General features: G+C 67.1%; 1 pseudogene. It reads right to left on the bottom strand.

The features are described 5' to 3' along the window. Positions 1-630, bottom strand: a pseudogene (locus tag A5658_RS28420) (hypothetical protein); the annotation flags it as partial.

The following is a 630-nucleotide window of genomic DNA, read 5'->3' as shown; positions in this document are numbered from 1 at the left end:
GGGGAACCAGCGACGCGGTCGCCAGCGGGAGGAGCGCGGGAAGGGCCACGGCCAGCGTCGAATCGAGGATGTAGTGCAGCACCTGGATGGTGTTGCCGATCGTCGATCCGACGATCTCCACCATCGCCGCCGGGATGACCAGGATCAGGGCCTGCGGGTTGAAGGCGGCGGTGTAGGCGATCGCCAGCAGGTCGTCGACGATGACGATGCCGGTGAACGCGATGTAGGACCCCGGGTCCAGCGGCACCGATAGGACGTAGGCGATGGTCGCGGGGTTGAGGTAGGCCAGCGGGTCACCGCTGAACGCCAGCCACGAACCGGGCACCCCGACCGGCGGCAACCACGACGGGTCCAGGCCCTGCAGCCAGGTGCCGATAGGGTCGTTGACGCCGGTGTAGCCGATCTCGTTGAAGAAGTCCAAAAGTTGCTGATACAGCGGGAACTGGCTGGGATCCGGATACGAGGGTTGGGGGAACAGCCCCTCCAAGTAGCTCTGCAACTCCTCGAACCACGCGGGGGGCGTCGACGGATCCGTGGACGCCGCCGCTTTCACGATCGTCGGCGCCGGTTCGGACTGTGGCGCCGACGCGACCGCCGCACCCGCGACGCCCTGATAGGTGCTCATCACCG

It is taken from the genome of Mycobacterium sp. 1245111.1, from assembly GCF_001673405.1.
In the GTDB taxonomy this organism is placed as follows: domain Bacteria; phylum Actinomycetota; class Actinomycetes; order Mycobacteriales; family Mycobacteriaceae; genus Mycobacterium.
Note: the sequence above shows the minus strand (reverse complement) of the source record. Positions and strands in the feature narration are given on the sequence as shown.